Source organism: Metapseudomonas resinovorans DSM 21078, from assembly GCF_000423545.1.
Lineage (GTDB): Bacteria > Pseudomonadota > Gammaproteobacteria > Pseudomonadales > Pseudomonadaceae > Metapseudomonas > Metapseudomonas resinovorans.
The window spans coordinates 88,537-105,257 of sequence record NZ_AUIE01000010.1 but is presented as its reverse complement, the minus strand read 5'-3'; the positions used below and the strand labels follow the sequence as shown (position 1 = coordinate 105,257).

Annotated in this window: 16 protein-coding genes and 2 pseudogenes; 3 read left to right on the top strand and 15 right to left on the bottom strand. The window is 61.4% G+C overall.

Features of this window, described 5'->3' with window-relative positions:
* Positions 1-6: 6 nt before the first annotated feature.
* The 12 genes from G559_RS0111350 to G559_RS31260 all read right to left on the bottom strand — a co-directional run bounded on the left by G559_RS0111350 (position 7) and on the right by G559_RS31260 (position 12,518).
* Positions 7-1,779, bottom strand: coding sequence for a DUF1302 domain-containing protein (locus G559_RS0111350; protein ID WP_036997305.1), 1,773 nt, complete (start codon positions 1,777-1,779; stop codon positions 7-9).
* Between the two features lie 260 nt (positions 1,780-2,039).
* On the bottom strand, positions 2,040-2,879 hold the full coding sequence (locus G559_RS0111345) for a c-type cytochrome (RefSeq protein ID WP_245586495.1): 840 nt from the start codon (positions 2,877-2,879) through the stop codon (positions 2,040-2,042).
* Positions 2,879-4,366 carry a flavin monoamine oxidase family protein gene (locus G559_RS0111340; protein ID WP_028628326.1) on the bottom strand — a complete coding sequence of 496 codons (1,488 nt, stop codon included), beginning with the start codon at positions 4,364-4,366 and terminating at the stop codon, positions 2,879-2,881. Before G559_RS0111340 ends, G559_RS0111345 begins: the two co-directional genes overlap by 1 nt.
* A gap of 181 nt (positions 4,367-4,547) precedes the next feature.
* Positions 4,548-4,952, bottom strand: coding sequence for a hypothetical protein (locus tag G559_RS0111335; RefSeq protein WP_028628325.1), 405 nt, complete (start codon positions 4,950-4,952; stop codon positions 4,548-4,550).
* An 11-nt stretch (positions 4,953-4,963) separates the two neighbouring features.
* Complete coding sequence (locus tag G559_RS0111330) at positions 4,964-6,121, bottom strand: hypothetical protein (protein ID WP_028628324.1); 1,158 nt, start codon at positions 6,119-6,121, stop codon at positions 4,964-4,966.
* Positions 6,122-6,150: 29 nt separating this feature from the next.
* Entirely contained in the window at positions 6,151-7,770 is a 1,620-nt protein-coding gene (locus G559_RS0111325) for a methyl-accepting chemotaxis protein (protein WP_028628323.1), read from the bottom strand.
* Positions 7,771-7,954: 184 nt separating this feature from the next.
* Positions 7,955-9,013, bottom strand: a complete 1,059-nt coding sequence (locus tag G559_RS0111320; protein WP_051246580.1) for an extracellular solute-binding protein — start codon at positions 9,011-9,013, stop codon at positions 7,955-7,957.
* A gap of 291 nt (positions 9,014-9,304) precedes the next feature.
* Complete coding sequence (locus G559_RS0111315) at positions 9,305-10,009, bottom strand: TetR/AcrR family transcriptional regulator (RefSeq protein WP_028628321.1); 705 nt, start codon at positions 10,007-10,009, stop codon at positions 9,305-9,307.
* A gap of 157 nt (positions 10,010-10,166) precedes the next feature.
* Positions 10,167-10,463: an EthD family reductase gene (locus G559_RS0111310; protein ID WP_028628320.1), complete on the bottom strand. Its 297-nt coding sequence runs from the start codon at positions 10,461-10,463 to the stop codon at positions 10,167-10,169.
* A 44-nt stretch (positions 10,464-10,507) separates the two neighbouring features.
* Positions 10,508-10,924, bottom strand: a complete 417-nt coding sequence (locus G559_RS0111305) for a RidA family protein (protein WP_028628319.1) — start codon at positions 10,922-10,924, stop codon at positions 10,508-10,510.
* A 14-nt stretch (positions 10,925-10,938) separates the two neighbouring features.
* A complete protein-coding gene (locus tag G559_RS0111300; protein ID WP_028628318.1) occupies positions 10,939-11,772 on the bottom strand; it encodes a phytanoyl-CoA dioxygenase family protein in 834 nt (277 codons plus the stop codon).
* 461 nt (positions 11,773-12,233) lie between these two features.
* Positions 12,234-12,518 (bottom strand): AraC family transcriptional regulator ligand-binding domain-containing protein, encoded by a 285-nt coding sequence (locus tag G559_RS31260; RefSeq protein ID WP_155945714.1) that lies wholly within the window; start codon positions 12,516-12,518, stop codon positions 12,234-12,236.
* 400 nt (positions 12,519-12,918) lie between these two features.
* On the opposite strand from G559_RS31260, the pseudogene G559_RS31255 reads away from it, so the two are divergent.
* Positions 12,919-13,071, top strand: a pseudogene (locus tag G559_RS31255) (hypothetical protein); the annotation flags it as partial.
* Between the two features lie 39 nt (positions 13,072-13,110).
* Here the strand turns inward: G559_RS31255 and G559_RS0111290 are convergent.
* The 3 genes and pseudogenes from G559_RS0111290 to G559_RS0111270 form a co-directional block, all read right to left on the bottom strand.
* Positions 13,111-14,055 carry a SphA family protein gene (locus G559_RS0111290; RefSeq protein ID WP_028628317.1) on the bottom strand — a complete coding sequence of 315 codons (945 nt, stop codon included), beginning with the start codon at positions 14,053-14,055 and terminating at the stop codon, positions 13,111-13,113.
* Positions 14,056-14,213: 158 nt separating this feature from the next.
* A pseudogene (locus G559_RS31325) lies at positions 14,214-14,741 on the bottom strand (site-specific integrase); the annotation flags it as partial.
* Between the two features lie 449 nt (positions 14,742-15,190).
* Entirely contained in the window at positions 15,191-15,484 is a 294-nt protein-coding gene (locus G559_RS0111270) for a helix-turn-helix domain-containing protein (protein ID WP_028628315.1), read from the bottom strand.
* Positions 15,485-15,570: 86 nt separating this feature from the next.
* Between G559_RS0111270 and G559_RS0111265 the strand changes: the two genes are divergently transcribed.
* On the top strand, positions 15,571-15,999 hold the full coding sequence (locus tag G559_RS0111265) for a hypothetical protein (protein ID WP_028628314.1): 429 nt from the start codon (positions 15,571-15,573) through the stop codon (positions 15,997-15,999).
* Between the two features lie 75 nt (positions 16,000-16,074).
* Positions 16,075-16,449 (top strand): hypothetical protein, encoded by a 375-nt coding sequence (locus G559_RS0111260; protein ID WP_028628313.1) that lies wholly within the window; start codon positions 16,075-16,077, stop codon positions 16,447-16,449.
* The last annotated feature ends 272 nt before the right edge of the window (positions 16,450-16,721 follow it).

The window sequence follows — 16,721 nt, the reverse complement described above, 5'->3', positions numbered from 1 at the left end:
CTTGAATTAGAAGCTGGCGCTGAAACTGACAGCGACGTAGTCACGATCGGTGTTGGGGTTGTATCGCCCGTCGAAGAAATCGACGTAGGAGAGCGAAGCGCCATAACGGTTCAGGTAGTTGGCGTTAAGCGCCAGGTACGCCGACTTGGAACCCTCATTGAAGTTGGGGCCGTAACCGTCGACATCATGGGACCAGGCAATCTCGGGAATGAGGTTGATGCCGGCGAAGACGTTGCTGTACTCAAGGCTGGCGGCCAGGCGATAGCCCCATGAGCTGCTGGTGAAGTAACCGTGCCCGTTGCAGAAGCGCGGATTGTCTGGGTTGAGCACGGTCTCGCACACGCCAGGCGTTGCGACCTCACCGTAGCCATAGATGGAGTCGCGGCCGAAGCGCAGCTCACCCGGACCACTCTCCAGGCCGTTGATTCGGTTGTAGGCCACCTCGCCCGCGAGAGCGAGGCGTTGCGCACCTGCGACCTGCTCGATCAAGTGGACAGCACCGAGTTGGAATTGAGTGACCGGCATGCGCTTGTAGCCGGCCAGGTCGGCGCCGGGGGTGAGGGGACCGTCCTGTATCACCTCCGGGCTCGTTGGGCCGAGGATCGAGTCCAGACCGAGGGCTGCGAAGGTCAGGTCGGTGCTATTGAGCGCCAGAGGCATGTTCGGCCGATAACTGATCTCACCGGTAACCGCAGTGGCGCCCAGGGTGGTCTGGAAGCTCAGACCATACAGGCGCATATCTTCGGGGTATTCGATGAAGTAACCGGTGTTGGGCGTGTTACCGATCAAGTTGGGATCGAAGGCCGGGTCGGCCGGGTCCAGCACAGCGCTGTTGACCAGGCTGTATACCGGCAATCTGCTGTGCAGATTCATGGCATAGATGCCGATCTCGCTGTCGTTCAGCTGCGGGACGAACCAACGCAGGGCCACCCCGTACTGGCCGGTGTCACTGGCGTCGCGGTCTTTAAGGCGTGGCAGGAATATGGCGTTAGCGGGATCGAAATCGCTGCCGAAGATCAGGTTCCTATCGTTGCAACCATCGGCGGCGACATCAGTACTGGAGTAAAAGGTGCCGCAGTTGTCGATGACCGTCTTGGCCCACTCCAGCTGGTAGAAAGCCTCCATAGATAAGCTGTCGCTCAGGTCCTGGGCAACATAGAACATGTTGACAGGGATCAGCCCTTCCTTGATCTCCGCACCTGGGCGGCGGAAGGCCGCGACGTCGACAGGGTTGATCTGATTGACGCCACGAATGAACAGGTTCTCCCCCCAGCTGACCACCTGCTTGCCAAGGCGCACCGTGCCAGCCAGGTCATTGATCTCGTAGCCGGTATAGACGAAGGCGTCGAGGAACTCTGCACCGGAAGCCTTGGCGCTGCGTGCACGGCCGTGGTCGTCAATGTCGTAGAGGTGCTGGTGGCCATCCTTCAGTTCGAAGTCGTACCAGTACTTGCCGCGGACGAAAAGGCCGGAATCACCGTACTTCAGTTCGAGGTCGTGGACGCCCTTGAAGATGCTGGAGATCACCTCGTGCTTCTTGAAGTTCAGTCGGCCATCATCGGCCGTGGTCGTCGATGACGTGCCGCCGTTGGCAACGCCAATGAAGTCCTTATCCGGATCGCGCGTCGCCCAACTGGTGCCGACGGACAGCGAACTGTCGAAACTCCCCTGAATCTCCCCGATGTCGAAGTTCACGGCCTGGACCTGGGAGGCCAGGAACAGTGTAACGAGGGGCAGCAGTACGGGTTGCCGCCAGCTATTTGTTGTTCTTGTCGTCATAGCGTTTCCTGTGAAGTGGTGCCGTTTGGCGGCATCAGACTCACAGACAGGGCTCGACGAGGTGAATGCCTCTTAATGGGTATTCGCCAATACCCCCAGTGTCGCGTCATACCGCTGATGCGGCGCCCCGGCCTTACACTTCGCGCTCGCTCATAGAGTGCGCTGCGCGCACCAAGCCATGCCGATGGACGCTCAGTGCAATTTTGGAGGAGGTACGGCGGTGGTGGTGAGCGTCCTTGCCCACCTTGGCTGGCAGCGGATTACCTGGCGGTCGATTTCGGCGCCAGGCTGGAGAGGTAGTGGACCGTGGCCTTGAGTTCGTCTTCCGAGAGCAAGCCGGCCATGGCGTTCATGGCCTGGGTAGGGTCTTGGCGCTGTCCCTGCTTGAAGGCCTGCAACTGGTCGAGAAGATAGCCTTCGCCCTGTCCGGCGATGCGTGGGCCGAGGGGACCACCGGAGAGGTTTTCTCCGTGGCAGGCAATGCATCCTCTGGCGGCGACAACGACTTTCCCCTGTTTCGCCAGTGCTGCATCCTGGCCCGGTGCCTCCGTGGTTTCCGGCGTCTGCCTGGAGAAGTAGTCCGCCAGGGACTTGATCTGGGCATCGGTCAGGCTCGCGGCCAGTGGCCCCATCTGCGCGCTGTGGCGGCGACCCTGGGCGAAGGCGTGCAACTGGGACTCGATATAGGGCGCTGGCTGGCCGGCCAGGGCTGCGTACTGCCCGTCACGGGGCTGTCCCCTGACGCCGTGGCAGAGCGCGCAGGAATCCTGAATCTGCGGCCAGGGCCCTCCGTTGGCCTCGTAGTCGCTGTAGTAGCCATCCAGGGCATCCATGAATCGATAGCCCGTCAGCAACTCCGGACCCAGCAGGGTGGCTGCCGCCGCGAGGCCAGCCGTGATCACCGTGGTGCCGATAAGAAAGGGTCGTTTCATTGCGAAGCTAAGTGATTGGAGCGCTTGGAGGACGGCCAGGCGTCCGGAGCGAAGGGTTCCGAAGATCGAGAAGCGTTGGGCGCTCCAGGGTTCATGGCCTAGGTTGGTGGCGAGGGCCATCAGCGCCGCCGCCGCGATGGCTACCCCAAGTACGGTGGCACGTTTCATCAGGCGCTCCTCCGTGCCTTGGCAAGCGCTTGCAGGGCTTCCAGTGCCGCCCTGTGTCCCGAGCGCACCGCGCCGTCCATTGAGCTGGCCCAGATGTCGGCGGTTTCGGTACCCGACCAGATTAGGCGACCCACCGCGGGTTTCAGGTAATGGCCCCATTTCGTCAGGAACCCGGGGGGGATGGACGCGACGCAGGTCAGGGTCCAGGGGTCGGCCTTGCCCCAGTCGTAGTCGTGGAACTGCTTGGGATGCAACGCTTGGTCCCCTAGGGCCTGGGCGAAGATGCCCGAGAGAATGCTCTCTGCGCGCTTGGCGTCATGGGGCAGTTGGGCGGTTCTGACAAAGGTGGCGAGTATGCCGACACGTCCGTCCGGCGGGGAGTTGTCGTAGGAAAGGATCACCGGACCATCGGCCTGGGTGATCTGCCCGTTGAGGCCCTTTTCGCGCCAGAACGGCCGATCGTAGACATGCACGGTCTTGCGCATCGGCGCATGGGCCGGCCAAAGGCGTTGCAACTGTGCGCGGCCCTCGGGCAGCGCGGGTTCGAAGACGATCTGGTTGCACAGCGCCGGGTGCAGCGCGGCGATGACCTGGCGCGCACGGATGAGGCCCCGGTCGGTATGGATTTCGACGACCTCGCGATCCCAGCCGACGATCTTGCGCACGGGACTGGACAGCCGCACCTTGTCGCCCAGGGCCTCCCGCATCCGGGTGCAAAGGACCTGGGAGCCACCAACGAAGCGGGTTTCCTGGGCGCCGCCCTTGAAGCCCTCGAGCTTCTCCATGCTGCTGTCGGCGGAGTTGATCAGCGAGAGATAGTGCAGCAGCGACAGATTGGAGGGCGGCGTTCCCGTGGTGAGGCCGATGGAGGCGTCGAAGCTCAACCGCCCTTCATTGCCGATGCCCTGCTGGTCCAGCCACTGGCCGACCGACAGCTTGTCGATGGCGGCTGCGTCGGTCGCGGTCCAGGGTTCCCTGCTGGGAACGCGCCGCGCCAATTCATCGAGTTTCATGACGACCGGGGCGTGGCTGTTCTGGCCGCTGGAGAGGTCTTGCTCATACTTGGCGCCACCCACCAGGTAGACGTTCCTGCCCTGGTAGTAGGTGGGGAAGGTCTCGACTTCCAACTCGCGGGCCAGGTCGAAGATGGCGGTCTGGCCCGGGCCGATCCATTGCCCGCCGGCCTCGGAGATGACACCGTCGCCCAGGTCGTGGTTGTAGGTGCGCCCGCCCACGCGGTCCCGGGCCTCCAGTACCACGAAGGACTCGCAGCCAGCGCGCTGCAGATCCCGTGCGGCGGTCAGGCCGGCCAACCCTCCACCGATGATCGCCACGTCAAGGACATCGTCCTGTCGCGCTGAAGCGTCCTGGGCCATGGACCGGCCGGCCAGGGCCATTCCACCCACCAGCGTCGCGCTTCCAAGCGCCTGCAAGAGCAGGCGCCGCTGGCGCGCCGACAGTGACAGCTCATTGTTGTCTGAATCCATCTTCGTCTCGGTCAACTCTGTTGTTTTAATTTGAATAACTGGTGTTATGTAAATTAACTCACAACGAGTCATGTGCAAAGAGAAGAATGGCAGGCTGTCGTAAAACGGGTTGGGGTCGCGGGTGGACAGCCGCCGTGGCGAACACCGGGTTTGCCGCGGCGGTATTTGGAGGCGGACGGCGTCAGGGCAGGGTGAGGAGCACCTTTACCTTGTCGTTGACGGCGCTTCTGTCGACATAGCCGATGGCGTTCGATTCTTCAGCGACCAGCGCCACCACTGCGGCGTCATTGGCGACGCTTCGCAGCGGCTGGCCCTTGCCGGTGAACACCAGGCCGGACCAATACGATTTGAGCTGCGATTCGTTCTTGCTGGTGACGGCGCTGTAGAACTTCTCCTTGGTGGGGCTCCAGCCTTTCTGATCGATACCTTTGAGGCTGGTGTCCTTGCCCAGGAAGATGTTGGCCACGTCCGACTGGCTGGGAGATGCACTGGCGCTGGCGTTGAGGATGACGACGACCTCGGCCTGGGCAAGGGTCGAGGCCGTCGCCAGGGCGGAGGCGAGCAGGGCGATGATGCAGCGTTTCATGGAGGTGCTCCTTAGAACACGAAGTCGATGCCGACACTGAGGATGTCGCCGTCGTAGTTGCGCCTGGGCACGCCTGCTGCGCCGTTGCTCGCGGTGAAGAGTGCGTGGTCAAAAGTTTCCTGGGCGTTCTCCACGAACACGCCGCGGTAACCGCCCCGGGTGTCCACCCGCTTGTACTCGCCCTTGAGGATGAGAGTCGGCGCCAGGTTGTAGTTCAGGCCATAGGTCCAGGAGCTCTGGCGGCCATTGTCTTCATCCAGTTGTGCGTAGGTGACGTGGAGCAGCACGTCACCTATGCGACGACCGCCCATTAGGTAGAACGCGTCGATGCTGCCTTCCTGGTCCGCCTCGCTGTTGTTGCTGGTCCATTCGTTGGAGGTGATCCAGGTCCCATTGTCGTACTGGTAACCGATAGAGGTGAACTTGGCCTTCTGTCGTTCCAATTGCTTGAAGCCGACGCTGGCCGGCACACCGCCGGGGACGATGACCGAAGTGGTGATGTCGGCGTCGATGTCGGCCTCGGCGTAGCCCACGCGCAAGGCACCGAAGTCGTTGGTTTCCAGAGTGACGTTGGCGGCGAAGACCTTCTTGTAGTCGATGTCGTAGAGGTCATCCAGGGTGAACAGGTTGCGGTTGACCGCCTGGCCCCCAGCTACCTGGAACGCCAGGGAACCGATGCCGACGGGCAGGCTGTAGAGGAGGTCGCCGCCTTCGTAGTTGCTCAGCTGTACCTGGCTGTAGACCTCGTCGGGCAGTCGGACCCAGGGGTGGGTGAAGCCCACGTCCAGTGTTTCCGAGTACATGTACACCGGCAGGCGCAAGCGGCCCGCGCGCAGGGTCAGGCCGTCGGTGGCGGCCCAGGAGAGGTAGGCCCATTCCAGGTTCGCTTTCCAGGTGTCCTGCTCCGCCTTGGCGGTGGCCTGGACGGTAGCGCCCAGCGTGTCGGTCAGTCCGTACTGGAATTGGGCGCCCAGCTTGGAGAGCTGGTCCCCGCGCCAGGAATCGGTGGTCTGGCCGTTGATGCCATAGCCGCGTCCGCCGTCCTCTCCCCCCAGGTAGGTGAGGCCGGCGCTGCCGAAACCATTGAATCGATATTCGCCCTGTTCCAGGGCGATGGCCGGCGCGCTCGCGATGAGGCCGGCCAGACCGAGTGTTCTAATGCCTTGCATGCTGTTACTGCTCGTGTGGTTGGAAAAGGTCAGATGCGGAACTGGGCGGTGGCGCAGCGCAGCTGCTCACCGGTATCCACGAGTTGTTCGCCCAGGCGCGCGGTGGCGTCGGCCCCCTGGGTCGTGGCTTGGGTGTCCTGCTGCAGGGCTTCGGTGTCCTGCTGGATCGAGCGGGAGAGTCCAATCTGCTTCTGGGTGAACTGGGCGATGCCCGCGTTCAGCTCATCGATCAGGAGAACGGCGCGGGTGATCGCCTCCAGGGTCCGCGTGGCCTGGTCGGAGCTTTCGATGCTGGCCCTGGCCTTGGCGCCATTCAGCGTCATTGCCTGCAGGACGCCATTGGCGCTGCTCTGCAGGCGCTGGATGATGGCCTGGATCTCCGCGGTGGACGCGGCGGTCTTCTGCGCGAGGTTGCGAACTTCGTCGGCCACCACGGCGAAGCCGCGTCCCTGCTCGCCGGCGCGCGCTGCCTCGATGGCGGCATTGAGTGCGAGGAGGTTGGTCTGCTCGGCGATGCTGCGGATCACCGTCAACACGGAGCCGACCTGCTGGGTCTCTTCGTCCAGTTTCTGCATCGCCTGCACCGAACCCAGCACGCTGCTGCCGAGGTCGCCGATACTTGAGGACAGGTTGTCGATGTTCCGTCGGGCCTCATCCGCCTGGCGGGTGGCGGCGCTGGCCTCTTCGGAGGCTTGCCGCGAGCGCTGCGCCACTTCCTGGATGCTGCCCGCCATGGTACCGATGTCGCGGCTGATGGAGTCCGTGCGTTCCTGCTGGGAACGGGCGCTCTCTTCGGCCCCCTGGGTCAGGCGATGCAGCTCCCTGGACATCTGCTCCAGCGGATCGGCCGTTTCGATGATGGCGCGAATGGTGCCCTGCAGCCGGTCCAGCAGACCGTTGAACAGGTTGATCATCTCGCCGATTTCATCGTCGGACTGGACGTTCACGTGGCGTGTCAGGTCTCCGTCGCCGCTGGCGATGGCCCTGAGCGACGCGATGACACCCCGCACGTTGGTCATGACCTGGCGAATCACCAGCACGGCGCCGAGGCTCACCAGCAGCAACAACATGAGGCTGAGCAGATAGCCGACGCGCGTGGTCGTGGCATTGTCCTTCCGGACCTGGGTGAGGCCGGTCTGGAAGTCCGTATAGACATCATTGCGGAAGCGGTCTCCCGCCTCCCGGGCCTGGCTGAGGTCGCTGGCCATGCGGTTCAGGTTCGGTCGAACCTCATCGAAGGAGGCATCTACGAGCAACCGTTCGGTTGTCGCAAGCGCGTTCTCGGCGTAGCGCTCTATGGCGTTCGTCCAGTCCTGCAGCTCGTCGCTCCTGCCGTTTCGCCCGTCGGTTAACGACTTCAGCTCCGCCAACCTGGTCTGCACGTCCACCAGCGTGGTGCGGGCCTCTTCGAGGGTTTCCCGTTCGCCGGCGGCGACGGCTCCATTGAGCAGGTCGGGAACACGAGCGAACTGGAAGATCACCCGATCCGCGCTCTCCAGCGTCGGATAGCTCAGGGTCTCCAGTTCCAGCAGGCGATTGTCGTTGTCGTTCAGCTGCACGGCGGTGTAACCCACGAACAGCAGCAGGCCCAGCAGGGCGACGGTAGGCGGAAGAGAGAGTTTCAGAGTCAGTGGCATGGAGTTGAACATGGGTCTGTCGCTCTTGGTGGAACCTGTGTGTGTCGAGAAAGAACGCGCGGCGTGCCTGGCCGCGGGCGCGGCGGGCCTTGCCGGTTACCGGTCGCGGAGACTCCACGGTCGGTACCGGCCCGCTGGCGGGGTGGCAATCTGGGGGCGTGCCGCACTCTGCGGCCAGGAGCGTTTTCCCGGTGGTCTACATCCGGTCTCGCCCATCCAACTGTGACCATGCCGCATCGACTGCGCGCTTCTGTGAGTCGCTCAGTCGCTCCAGGAAGAACAGGCGTCGGCGTTCCTCCTGGCTCGGAAGGGCGATGTCCGGCAGTAGTCTCCGGTTTGGCTCGCGGGTCAGGTCGAGGCTGGGCGTGAAGTGCGTAGCCCTGGCATTGCGCGCGGCGTTGCGCGGGTCCAGCAGGTGGTTGATGAAGCGATAGGCCGCGGCCTTGTTGGGGGCATCGCGCGGAATGGCCAGGCTGTCGATGAACATCAATCCGCCTTCCTGGGGAATCAGAAAACGGAGTTCGCCATTCTGATTGGCCATGGAGGCGATACCGTTCCAGGTGACGGTTGCGCAGATACGGCCCTGGGCCAACTGTTCCACCAGGTCGGCGAAACCGGGCGGGCCCAGGGGAATACCCAGGTCATGGAGTTCTCGCGTGGCCTTCTCGATACCCCGTGCACTCTGGCTACGCAGGTTCTTGCCCCGGTAGTTGAGGAAGACCGAGAGCATCTGTTCCGGCTCGTTGTGCAGGACGGCGCCGCAGGATTTCAAGCTGTTGGCGTTGGCGGGGTCGAACAGCAGGCCCCAACTGTTCGTCACCGGCCCCTGCAATGTCCGGGCAGCGGCCTTTTGATGGACGACCAGTCCGGCGACACCCCACATGTAGGGCATGGCGAAGCGTTCCGCGCGGTTCTTCGACGACAGCCTGGCCAGCAGTTCACTGCTCACTTCGGCTCGATTCGGCAACAGTTGCCGGTCCAGTTCGAGCAGTTGCTTCGCCTTGATCATGCGTTCGAGCTGGAAATCGGTGGGGACTATCACGTCGTAACGCTGCCCCGCTGCCAGGTCAGCCTCCAGCTCGGCGGCGGTGGTGAACTGGCTGTAATCGACCCGGATGCCGGTATCCCGCTCGAAGTCGTCGATCACTTCGGGGTCTATGTACTCGGCCCAGTTGTGCACCCTGACGACGTCGCCCGCCGTTGCCTGGACCGCGGTGAAGGCCATCCAGAAGCCTGCCAGCAGGCTCGTGCGCAAACGCTTTCCGCGTTTGCCTTGAGACGATGGAGTTACCTTTCTGGACAGCGACAGCGCCGTGTTTAGCAGGTCCATCCTAGCCCTCACCACTTGGTTGCGGTTTATTTATTATTTCATGTGTTACGCAAAATACAGGAGTTTCGAAATCGTGCAAGGAAAAACGCGTCGGATACGCGCAGCCGGCACCAGCCTCGGGGCGTGGCGCGCATTCAGGAGGCGTGAGCGGTTAAGCGAAGGAAGGTTTGGGAGGGAAGGGCGAAGGGCCCTGCGGCGGGCCCGTGAGCGAGTGGATTACTGCGCGGATGCCTTGCCCTTGGACGGGCGCTTGGTGGGGGCGGGCGGCGAAATCAGGGTGATCAGTGCATCGAGCAGGGCCTGGCCACGTTCCGCACTGAAGCGTTCAGGCTCGATCGGCAACATCATCAGCCAGCCGTCGCTGATGGCGCTGACCTGGTCGGCCAGCAGGTCGGCCGGGACATCGTCGCGAATTTTGCCCTTGGCCTGGCCTTCCTCTAGCACGGCGGTGAATACCTGGCGGAAGCGTGCGTAACGCTGCTTTATGACGACGGCGAAGGCGGGTTCGTGACGGGCGTGGGTCAGCAGTTGCAGCCAGGCCAGCCAATTGTCCGGCTCGTCGGAAGTGGTCCAATCCAGCCATTGCCGGATGAGCGACCTGATATCGAATCGTTCGCGGTTGGTTTCCAGCAAGGCATCTACCCTGTCGAACAGGTTTTGCGCCACGGCGCTGACCATCTCTTCCTTGTTGGCAAAGTAGTACGTCACCGCGCCGGTGGTGCAGCCAGCGTGCTGCGCTACTTTGCGCATCGAGGCCCCGGCGTAGCCTTCCCGTGCAATCACCGCGATCGCGGCAGCCAGCAGTTCGGCGCGCTTGGCGTTGTGGTCGCCGACAGGCCGGCCCCGACGTGCGACGGGTTCGGACTCGCTGTCACTCGTGCGATGGGTTTCGGTTCGAGGGCGGGTTTTGGCGTCGGACATGGGGGCTCTGGAAGATCGTCAGGTCAGTTTGAAGTATTGCTGCCCGGCTGCAACGGCGGGTGAGCGCGGCCCAGCATAGGGAAATTATTGGAATAAAGCACTCCAGGAGCGCCGGGGTAGCCGCATGACGCGCGGAACCACCCCTACGATGCTTGCCTTAGTCGTCGGCGCGGAAGATGACCGGCTTGATGTCGGTGAACTTGGCGATATCACCGAGCACTTCCAGCGTCTTCGGCGAGGTAAGGGCGGCATCGATGGCCGGCTGGTCGGCGAAGCGCAGGATCGCCAGCGCAGCCAGGGGCTGCGAGCCTGAGGCCGGGAAAAGCACTTCCGCCGATTGCAGGCCGAACTCGCCCCACGCGGCTTGTGCAAGGGGCAGGTGGGTGGTCACGTAGTAGTTGCGGTCGAAACGGGATTCGGCGGTCAAGGGGTAGCTGACGGTCAGGGTGGCCATGGAAAGTCCTTGTGTGGGTTGTTGTCAGGGATTCAGTGAGAGGCTCAGTCGCTTCCGCAACCGGCAACGGCCACCGCGCGGATCTCCAGGCGCAGCCCGGGCAGGGCTAGTTGCGAGATTCCGACGGCGGTCCAGGATGGGTAGCGATCGGGGAAGTACTGATCCTTGACCTGTGCGAAGGCCTGCATGTCGCCCTGCAATTCGGTGTGGAAGGTCATCAGTTCGACCACGTCGGCCAGTGTCGAGCCGGCCGCTTCGAGCACATTCTTCAGGCCCTGGAAGGCCAGGTGCGCCTGCTCCTCGACATCCTTGCCCGGCGTCATGGTGGCGTCGATTCCGACCTGGCCGGAGACCCAGATCATGTCTCCCACGCGGGTGGCCTGGGAGAAGTGGAAGTTGTCGTAGAACACCTGGGTGGGTGGCGGATTGATGGACTGTCGCTTCAGGTTCTGGGCATTCATTAGCGGCGCTCTTTTCAGACGATTTGGCGGAAGGTCGGGTGGCGGAAGGGGTCGCCGGCGTTCAGGGTCGACAGCTGCTCGGTGAACAGGACGCCTTGTCTCGGGTAGCCCGAATCGCTGTTCTCCGGTAGCGGGTGGAAGGTGGCGTCGTCGCCGAAGAAGCGGAAGACGAAGGTGTGCCGGTCCGGGAAATCCCCGTCGACTGGCGCGCCGCCGTGGAGCGAGCCGGGGTGAAGCAGCACTACGTCACCCGGCTCGGTGGCCCAGGAGAGTATCTCGAAGGCGTCGGGGTTCAGTCGACGCTCGGCTTCGACGTCCGGAAGACGGGGCAGGGCGCCGCCGCCATGCAGAGGCTGGGTCGGATCGTTGGGGTCGATGAACGTGGTGCCGTCGTAGCGCGGGCCGCGATGAGAACCGCGAACGATCTCTAGCGCATTTTTCCGGGGAACGGACTCGAAGCTGATCCAGGCATTACCCCAGTGGTTGCCGGCCCAGGGTAGGTAGGAGGTGTCCTGGTGCCAGAGGGTGCGGGAGCCATGTCCGCCAGCCTTGAGGAACACCTCTTCGGCGAAGTACCAGACATTCTCCGAACCCCAGAGATCAGCGAACAGTTGGCCGAACGGAAGGGAAGCCACAAGTTCTTCCAGTCGTTCCTTGGCCAGCGGATTGGCATTGTCGACATGGGATTGCTGCTCGGTTCCATTGAACATCCGGGTCGCGTGAGGACCGTGGTTCTCCAAGGCCCAGTCAAACGCCGCCCGGCAACGGGTCAGTTGCTCCTGGTTCAGCAGGCCCTTGATCAGAACCGCCCCGTCTGCCTGAAACGCCGTGCGTAGCGCGTCGTTCATGGTGCTGTCTCCTCTGAGGTTTTCTCTCGGATGGAGGGGAGACTAGCAGCGTGGAATATTTAACGCAACGACTGTTATGTTAAAAATCGAGACCGAATCGATCGATCCCTTGAGTGGCTAGCTGGATGTTTAGTTAGCATTGGAATCTTGCCAGCTCTTACGGGCGCGTAGAAACACGATGATGTCCGATTAGCCCAGACGAGAGGCAATGCTCTCTCGGTTCAGGCCCTGTAGCTCGTAGTACGGCTCGAGCTCTATGCGTACAGCGGTCAGTATCTGGCGGTAACTGAGCGCTTCCGTCTGGAGGCGCCGACGCAGGGTGCGAGAAGTGACGTGTAAGGCGTCGGCAGCGCTTTCTAAACTGGGCACGATCGCATGTTCCAACTTCGAAGCGGATGCGCTTAGCCACGTCTGCGGCCAAGCCGCTGAATTGGTGCAGACGGGCCATTCGCCGCTCCAGTTCACTGACGATCATCTCTGCCCGTACCGGATGGTGGCCACGCACTGGTACCTCGAGGATGCTCGCTTCGAATGCCAGGCGTGTTTGATGGCAGTTGCACATGCACACCAAACCATCCCATGTACTCCTCATGGTTCGGCGGACGTGGATAGTCGAACTCTGCGTACAGCGGTGTCACGGGATGCAGACAGTCCTCGCGTAGCTGGGTCATGATCACCACGAGTGTGTGTTCGCTGTAGTACTGGCGCAGTCGCTCCGAGTCTTCCACCCTGACCTCCAAAATCAACTGACCGTTCTCCGTTCAGCGTGGGTATTCACTACTACCCCCGCCTTCATTTTGGTGGAGGTGATCCAAAGGAATTTGTCATCGACATTGTTGCTGGGCGACGCCTGAATGACGCCATCCGTGCCACCACGTTCGCGGCTCCGCGTCAAGACGGCGCTGCCGGTTTTTTGAACTGGCCGTGAGCGACTGAGCGAAGAGGAGGAGGGCTGCGGCCACTATGCCCGCCAGCGGTTGGAGATGGCCAAGGAGCCGGTGGTCAAGCCGGGGCAGCCCATGGCAAAAAATGTCTATCCAGGCACCTGCGCGACCTGCCACGGTCGGCACGGTGAAAGTTACGCTCTGCTCAAGACCCTGAACCTTCGCATCCTCGATGCCGCCGACCTGGAACGCTAACTGATTCCTGAGCGCGGATGCTCAGGTGGCCCTGCGGTCCATCCAGTCCGAGTCGGTGCTGCTGCAATTCGGCGACCTGCTGGCGGGGCAGGCAAATCGTCGAGCGCTGACCCGTATCCGGTTAGGGGGTGGGGGGAAGGTCCGCTGCACGCTACGCTAGCCCAGTGTCCTGCCTGAGCTTTCGGACCTCTCCGGAAGGTCAGAGCTCGAACGGAATGCTGAGCTTAGCCCACAGCATGTCGCCCTCCGGGCGGTTCTCCACGTCGAACTCCTTGGCCCAGCGGATCTCGGCGCTGCAGTACTCGAGGAAGGTGTAGTGCAGTGCCGGGCCGATGGCGAAGACCTGGCCGCGCACGCCGTCATCCACATCCTCGCCGAGGAACTGCACGGATCGTCCATGCTGTTTGTCGTCGGTGGTCTGCTTGAGGTAGTAGCCATTCAGCCCCAGGCGCAGGTTTTCGGCCACCCGATAGCTGGCCGAATAGTCGAAATGAAAGATCTGCCCAGAGCGATAGTCAGTGTCGTGGTTTTCCTTGTTGAAGCTGTAGGTAGCCTTCAGCGACAGTTCGGTGCGTTCCGTGGGTAGCAAGGTGAAGGAAAACAGCGGCTTGTACGTGTAGAAGTTGTTGCTGGTGTTGGCCAGCCGGCCGGGGTCGTAATCGCCGGTGGGAATGGTGATTTCCAGCGCGGCGCCCAGGGTGAGGTTCTTGCCCATGTCCCAGAGGATGATCGGGGCCAAGGTGGTGTCACCGATGCTTTTCCGCTCGTCGTTCAGGCCAAATGCGGAGACCCGCTGCCGTACGTAGGGTACGGCGACGTAGCCTCCTAGCCGCCCCCCGAAGACCCGCAGCGGGCTCACGTAGTCCAGGCGCGCAGTGATCGAATCCGAGGTGATCTCGGCGCCGGGAACCTCGCCTCCTTGGGAGCTGATGTTCAGCTTTCTGGCTTTGTAATGGTTGTAGTAGAGAACGAAGGCGAACAGGTGGTCGGGCAGGTTGTCCACGTCCAGGGGCAGGGTGAAGAAGCCATCGGTTCCCGGCGCGATGTTGTCCACGCCGTTCTCGGTGGCGTGGGCGGACGCGCTGAGGGCCAGGATGAGGCAGGTCGCCACACGCAGCGGCGTACGCGCAAGGGTCGAAGTCATGTTTGCGCTCATCATTATTGGATACGGAGTGGCAGGTCTTGGCCCTGCTCTAGGTATAGGCCGAATTGGCCGTTGGGGCAGGGGTATTGGCGGTCAGCGAGCGTGCGTTCATGCATGGGGTCTTCCATCGCCATGATCTCCGCTGTTTAGATGATAGTGTTGCCGCACACGGCGAATACCTGGGTCACTGACCCTTGGGACATACGATAAGGGCGGGGGGAAGGGCGACGAGGGTTTCATCGGCGATCTTGCGTTCGCGCTTGGCCACCGTATGACTGAACGGCCGCCAGTGCTCATTGATGATACAGGTATCGGTATTCAGTTTCTTGCGGCCACCGACGCGCAAGAAGCGGGATTTCACCACAGGGCCGATCCAGTCGGCTGGCGGGTTGAGGCAGAACTACATGAAGATTTCGGCATCCCGTCGACGCAAATCGACGAGGGGCTTGGCCGCCACCAGCAGGGACCAAAGAAGTAGCCGCTCGACATGAGTCCTGTAGGAGTTGTAGGTGGCCTCGTTGCCCGCGTAGGACTTGAGAAATCCGCGGACCGCTCGATAGCCCTCAGCCGCCGGCACAGCTCAGGACAAAGTCCCGAACCAGGGGAAGCTCTCCATTGAGGTTGAGAAAGTTGAGCTCGTGAAATCGATCGAAGGTCTCGAAAAGCGGTTGCGGATGCCGCGGCATGGAAATGGTCAACCTGGGTAAGTGCATCTAGATTAGTGCTTTCGGCGCAGCATAGAGCAATATCCGGGTCTGGTGATTATCGGATATTGCTAGCGTGTTGCTCGTCATCCAGTAGGTACGCGCGGTATCCCTATTGGCCGCTTCAGTGGTGGCCGCTCTAATCGCAGGCATAAAAAACCCCTCAGTAGCCTCCAAGAAACTGGAGGCCAAGAGGGGCCGTGTTGCGGGCATGCTAGGAGTCTATGTTGACCATGTCAACAAGACGCCCATGCCGTGGTTGGCAAGCACACAGCACACAGTGATCACCTTGCAAAGCGCAAAGCGCCGCCAGGTAATTGTGCTTTGTAAGGCAACAGATTGCAGATTCATGCGCTTCTAGCACCAGAGACACACCTGCAAAGCATCGGATATTGCTCTGGTGGGGACCTTAATGAAGGCAGCAACGCAGATCACGCCTGAGAAGCATCAAATCCTAGAACCTTGAGCTCCTCAGCCACCGTCTGTAGAAACTCGTCCGCAGTCATCCCATCCTTGATCAGGTAGGCGGCCGCCAGCAGGGACACTGGGTGTGTACCCAAAAGTTCACACAACTCGGCAAGCTTTTCCAAGGTAGGTGATTGAAGGCCCCGTTCCAGAGCACTCATGTAGGTGCGACTGCTGATTGCAGAGAAATCGACCTGCGTTTTGCCAGCCGCCGCACGGGATCGCTTGAGAGCTTTTCCGACTGCGAGATTCAGTTCCATTTGCTGTACCTGCAAAAGGAACCGATAAAGCGACAACGCACACTATAAGGCGACCAGTTATAATGTGCATTTTAGGGAGCGCATAGATGTTTCTCACCTTTGACCATGCTGAAGTGCCTGCTGGATCCCTTCTAAAGGGGGGGCATTCATGGCGCTATGTCGAGTACATCGCCTCCTTTCCATACTTCCATGTCACTGCGCTGGATCTGGACGGGGAGAGGGACCGCTGCACCACACTGCTCATCTATGCCGTCCCAGACCTCGTAGACCTGGCCGCTTCCGAATCTCACAGCTGGTGGATCCAGCAGGTTCAACTGGTCAGTCCAGGGCACATGAACGGAATGGGGAAGTGGAAGATGGAGGACTTGCTTGAGATTGAGGCCATTGAACTGCCTCGTGGTACTAGCTACGCATATCTCCTTACCTCCGGCGCAAAATACTTCGAGCATGAGGAGGCGGGGACTCAACCGTCGCAGTGTCGGCGAGTGGTTTACAGGTCAAGAAGCGAAGACTAAAAGGTCACGCCGTCTAGGGCATGAGGTAAGAGGCTTGATGAAATGCGAGCTTTTTCGGACGGAGATTAAGGCAGCATGAAGAACGCGACGATTGAACTTCAGCTTACTGAGGGCGACAAGCTAACCCTAGAGCTCCTGTTTCTTGTCGCGGGTAGGGTCGCCCGGGTGCTTTATCCGAACGACCGCCTGGGTTCGGAGCGCGCCGAAGCGCTAATCACCTCTATGGTCGACCAGGCCTTGAGGGGAAACAAGGGAGCACTGTCGAGCAGTCGTGAGGTAAAGGAACGCTTGCACGCTGAGCTTGGCCGAGCGGCACTGACCCAGCTCGGCGATCAAGAAAGGCAGCACCTTTTTACGGCTGTGTACCCAGCCGTAGCTGGCGACAACTACGCACATAAGGTCCTGAGCGAGCTGTGCAATAAGTCTGATGTGGGGACTGATCCGCAGTAGCATTCTGTGCGGAGTACTAGCGCAGTGGAAATTGGTACGCGCGGTTACCCTATTGGCCGGCGCAGTGGTTGCCGCTCCTAATTTCAGGCGTAGCGTGCACGCTTTTAAAAGGTGTAAAAAACAATGGCTGGCAAGAATATTCCTTGCAAGACAAGGACTTACAGATTTATGAAATCTTTAATTCGAAGAACCGGCCCAGACCTGCTGATACAGGAACACATTTCACCCGCATCCCGGCAATTATGAAGGGTTAAGAAGTTGAATCGGCAGCG

Bases quoted from the DNA above. Each gene is read 5' to 3' on its own strand.
- G559_RS0111350 (WP_036997305.1), bottom strand. From the start codon at position 1,779: ATGACGACAAGAACAACAAATAGCTGGCGGCAACCCGTACTGCTGCCC.
- G559_RS0111345 (WP_245586495.1), bottom strand. From the start codon at position 2,879: ATGAAACGTGCCACCGTACTTGGGGTAGCCATCGCGGCGGCGGCGCTG.
- G559_RS0111340 (WP_028628326.1), bottom strand. From the start codon at position 4,366: ATGGATTCAGACAACAATGAGCTGTCACTGTCGGCGCGCCAGCGGCGC.
- G559_RS0111335 (WP_028628325.1), bottom strand. From the start codon at position 4,952: ATGAAACGCTGCATCATCGCCCTGCTCGCCTCCGCCCTGGCGACGGCC.
- G559_RS0111330 (WP_028628324.1), bottom strand. From the start codon at position 6,121: ATGCAAGGCATTAGAACACTCGGTCTGGCCGGCCTCATCGCGAGCGCG.
- G559_RS0111325 (WP_028628323.1), bottom strand. From the start codon at position 7,770: ATGTTCAACTCCATGCCACTGACTCTGAAACTCTCTCTTCCGCCTACC.
- G559_RS0111315 (WP_028628321.1), bottom strand. From the start codon at position 10,009: ATGTCCGACGCCAAAACCCGCCCTCGAACCGAAACCCATCGCACGAGT.
- G559_RS0111310 (WP_028628320.1), bottom strand. From the start codon at position 10,463: ATGGCCACCCTGACCGTCAGCTACCCCTTGACCGCCGAATCCCGTTTC.
- G559_RS0111305 (WP_028628319.1), bottom strand. From the start codon at position 10,924: ATGAATGCCCAGAACCTGAAGCGACAGTCCATCAATCCGCCACCCACC.
- G559_RS0111300 (WP_028628318.1), bottom strand. From the start codon at position 11,772: ATGAACGACGCGCTACGCACGGCGTTTCAGGCAGACGGGGCGGTTCTG.
- G559_RS0111290 (WP_028628317.1), bottom strand. From the start codon at position 14,055: ATGACTTCGACCCTTGCGCGTACGCCGCTGCGTGTGGCGACCTGCCTC.
- G559_RS0111270 (WP_028628315.1), bottom strand. From the start codon at position 15,484: ATGGAACTGAATCTCGCAGTCGGAAAAGCTCTCAAGCGATCCCGTGCG.
- G559_RS0111265 (WP_028628314.1), top strand. From the start codon at position 15,571: ATGTTTCTCACCTTTGACCATGCTGAAGTGCCTGCTGGATCCCTTCTA.
- G559_RS0111260 (WP_028628313.1), top strand. From the start codon at position 16,075: ATGAAGAACGCGACGATTGAACTTCAGCTTACTGAGGGCGACAAGCTA.